Below are 3307 nucleotides of genomic sequence, written 5' to 3' on the forward strand. Positions count from 1 at the left end.
CGCAGAGGAAGAGGCCCCGTCCACCCGGACGGGGCCTCTTCCGCTGCGGGGAGCGTCAGCGCTCGTCGCCGACGTGTCAGCCGGTGTAGGTCTCGACGTTCAGGATCTCGACCGAGATGGCGCGACCGTTCGGAGCTTCGTACGACGACTTCTCGCCGACCTTGAGTCCGAGGATCGCCTGCCCGAGGGGGCTGGCCTCGCTGTACACGTCGAGATCGCTGCCCACGGCGATCTCGCGGCTGCCGAGGAGGAAGACCTCTTCGCCTCCGGCGACCACCGCGGTGACGACGGTGCCGGGCTCGACGATGCCGCGGCTCGCGGGCGCCTCGCCGACCTTGGCCGTCTTGAGCAGGTTCTCGAGGGTGCGGATGCGCGCCTCCTGCTTGCCCTGCTCGTCTTTGGCGGCGTGGTATCCGCCGTTCTCCTTGAGGTCGCCCTCTTCACGGGCGGCCTCGATGCGCTTGGCGATCTCTTCGCGTCCCGTCGTGGACAGGTGTTCCAGCTCGGCGACGAGCCGGTCGTACGCTTCCTGCGTGAGGAAGGGAACCTGAGCGTCAGTAGACATGACGAAGCTCCTTCGTTAGGTACCCGCCGGCGGTCTGCGGGGGATATGCCAAGACGCCCCGGCACGGTGCCAGGGCGTCGTCTGTCTGGCTCGAGTCTAAGCGACCCAGCAGCTGTTCACCAAACCTGTGGTGGCCGCCGACACCGTGGGAACGCTGGCCGAGAGGGCCTGTGAATGCTCCTCTGCGGCGGCGATCTCGACGACCTTCCAGCCGACCACGCCGAACTCCTCGTCGAGGGCTTCGACGATGCAGGCCACGTCCTTGCCCTGCACTCCGGTGATCTGGAATCGCACGGTGACGCTGTGCTCATCGACCAGGTCGAAGCCCAGGTCGTCGGAGTCGACCGAGTTCATCTCGGTGGTCACGATCGACCAGCCGAAGGCGCCCACGAGGAGGGCGGCGATGACGATCACCACGATCCACGGCCCCCGACGGGTGCGGGTGCGTCCATATCGTTCGTCGAGCTGCTGTGCGGTCGTCACGGGGTGGGTCTTCCGGTCGTTAGGCTGGTTACTCCAGGTTATGCGACCTGCGCAGGAAAGGCAGACTCCATGCTCGCTCTGACCGAGACCCCGATGCCGACGCCCACGATGACGGTGAAGCCCGAACTGGTCACGCCCGGATTCATCGGCTTCGCCGCCGTGGTGATCCTCCTGGTCGCCGTGATCCTGCTGATCCTCGACATGAACCGACGGATCCGCCGGGTGCGCTACCGCGAAGAGGTCAGAGAAGAGCTCGACGCCGAAGAGGCAGCGCGCGCGGCCGATGAGGCGACCGAGACGGATTCGGATCTGCCGATCGTCCGCGAGGGCGACGACGACCCCGAGAGACGCTGATCACACCTCCGCGCTGAGCGGGATCTTGCTGATCAGGCTCCGAGAGATGGTGACAGCGGCTCGAGCGCGATGAGCAGGCACGCGGTCCAGTGGCACAGGAACGCCAGCACCGTGCACAGGTGGAAGATCTCGTGGAAGCCGAAGTGGCCGGGCCACGGGTTGGGCTTCTTGAGCGCGTAGACGACGGCGCCGCCGGTGTAGAGCAGCCCGCCCACGATGACGAGCGCCATCATGGTGGCGTTCGCGACGAAGAGGTCGGCCAGGTACATCACGGCCGCCCACCCCAGCAGCAGGTACAGCGCGACATAGAGCCATCGCGGAGCGTTGATCCAGAACACCCGGAAGAGGATGCCGAGCAGCGCGCCGCTCCAGACGAACACGAGCAGCAGCGCGCCCTTCCCCGGCGGCAGCGCGAGCACGGCGAGCGGAGTGTAGGTACCGGCGATCAGCAGCAGGATGTTCGCGTGGTCGATCCGCTTGAGGATCATCTTGACCTTCGGACTCCAGTCGATCCGGTGGTAGAGCGCCGAATTCCCGAAGAGCAGCAGCGACGTGGCCATGAAGACGGCGGCCGCCCACTTGGCGGCGCCGCCCTGTGCGACGGCGATGAGGACGATGCCGGCGACGATCGCGAACGGGAACGTCGCCGCGTGCAGCCATCCGCGCCAGGTGGGCTTGATGTCGACGGCGGCGTCGTGAGCCGCCTCCTCCAGGAGAGGCAGCTGGGGGACGTCTGGTGCAGTGGAGTCGGGTGTGCTCACGCCAACACTCTATGCGGCAGATCATCCCCGCCGGCGTACATATCCTGAGCGTCAGCACTATGTCGCCCGGGCCCCGGCACGATAGCGTAGGGAGGTGATGTCACGTGAGGGCCAGGGGCGGGGGCCGCTGTACCGGCTCTACACCAGCAGGCTGCGCCGCCACCTCGATCCGGCGTCCGTGCCGCACCACGTCGCGATGATGATCGACGGCAACCGTCGCTGGGCACGACAGCTGGGGTATGAGACCCCGGCGGAGGGTCACCGCGCAGGAGCCGCCAAGATGCGGGAGTTCCTGGGCTGGTGCGACGAGCTCGGCATCCGCGTCGTCTCGCTCTACCTGCTGTCGAGCGACAACCTGCTCAAGCGCGACTCCGCAGAGCTCGCCGACCTCATCGAGATCATCGCGGAGCTCGCCGAAGCCCTGTCGCACGAGCCCGACTGGCGGGTCAAGCACGTCGGCCGCTCCGACATCCTGCCTCCGGAGCTCGCGAGAGTGCTCGACGACGCACAGCAGCGCACACGTGATCACACGGGCCTGCATGTGAACCTCGCGGTCGGGTACGGCGGCCGCAACGAGATCGGCGACGCGGTGCGCAGCATCGTCACGGCGCACCAGGCCTCCGGTGGCACGATCGAAGACCTCGCGGCACACCTGACACCCGAGATGATCGGCGAGCACCTCTACACCGGAGGGCAGCCGGATCCCGATCTCGTGATCCGCACCAGCGGAGAGCAGCGACTCAGCGACTTCCTGCTGTGGCAGAGCGCGCACAGCGAGTTCTACTTCGTCGAGGCACTCGGGCCGGATCTGCGTCAGGTCGACTTCCTGAGGGCGATCCGCGACTTCGCAGACCGCGATCGGCGCTTCGGACGCTGAACCCGCGCGCCAGGCCGTCGGCCACGTCCCGTTAATCAACACGTAACGAATTGGGGGCGTGTCGAGTCGCGCAAATGTCTGCGGCTGGTCGTAGCTTCTAGGCATCGGGCAAGGTGCCCGTCGGGTCGGCCTCAGGTTGACGACTCGTGACCCCCTGGTCGACTCGATCGAAAAACCGGGATTCCCCGGGTCGGGAGTGGGTCGTGACCTCACGTACAGCGCAGCAGTAAACAAGCACCGCGCAGCAGTCCACCCGTAAGAAGACGC

5 protein-coding genes are annotated in these 3307 nt (G+C 66.8%); 2 read left to right on the forward strand and 3 right to left on the reverse strand.

The window, feature by feature from the left end; genetic code table 11:
* Window positions 1-76 precede the first annotated feature (76 nt).
* Together greA and J7E68_RS11870 are read right to left on the reverse strand one after the other, a co-directional pair.
* The gene (greA, locus tag J7E68_RS11865) at window positions 77-565 is read right to left on the reverse strand and encodes a transcription elongation factor GreA (RefSeq protein WP_215172824.1); all 489 of its coding nucleotides are present in this window, start codon (window positions 563-565) and stop codon (window positions 77-79) included.
* Window positions 566-661: 96 nt separating this feature from the next.
* On the reverse strand, window positions 662-1048 hold the full coding sequence (locus J7E68_RS11870) for a DUF4307 domain-containing protein (RefSeq protein WP_215172825.1): 387 nt from the start codon (window positions 1046-1048) through the stop codon (window positions 662-664).
* 69 nt (window positions 1049-1117) lie between these two features.
* Here J7E68_RS11870 and J7E68_RS11875 point away from each other — a divergent pair, with 69 nt between their 5' ends.
* The gene (locus tag J7E68_RS11875; protein ID WP_215172826.1) at window positions 1118-1402 is read left to right on the forward strand and encodes a hypothetical protein; all 285 of its coding nucleotides are present in this window, start codon (window positions 1118-1120) and stop codon (window positions 1400-1402) included.
* A gap of 32 nt (window positions 1403-1434) precedes the next feature.
* Here the strand turns inward: J7E68_RS11875 and J7E68_RS11880 are convergent, their stop codons facing one another.
* The gene (locus J7E68_RS11880) at window positions 1435-2163 is read right to left on the reverse strand and encodes a hemolysin III family protein (protein WP_215172828.1); all 729 of its coding nucleotides are present in this window, start codon (window positions 2161-2163) and stop codon (window positions 1435-1437) included.
* A 97-nt stretch (window positions 2164-2260) separates the two neighbouring features.
* Between J7E68_RS11880 and J7E68_RS11885 the strand changes: the two genes are divergently transcribed.
* On the forward strand, window positions 2261-3040 hold the full coding sequence (locus tag J7E68_RS11885; RefSeq protein ID WP_215172830.1) for an isoprenyl transferase: 780 nt from the start codon (window positions 2261-2263) through the stop codon (window positions 3038-3040).
* Window positions 3041-3307: the final 267 nt, after the last annotated feature.

This window comes from Microbacterium sp. ISL-103, from assembly GCF_018613995.1.
Classification (GTDB): domain Bacteria; phylum Actinomycetota; class Actinomycetes; order Actinomycetales; family Microbacteriaceae; genus Microbacterium.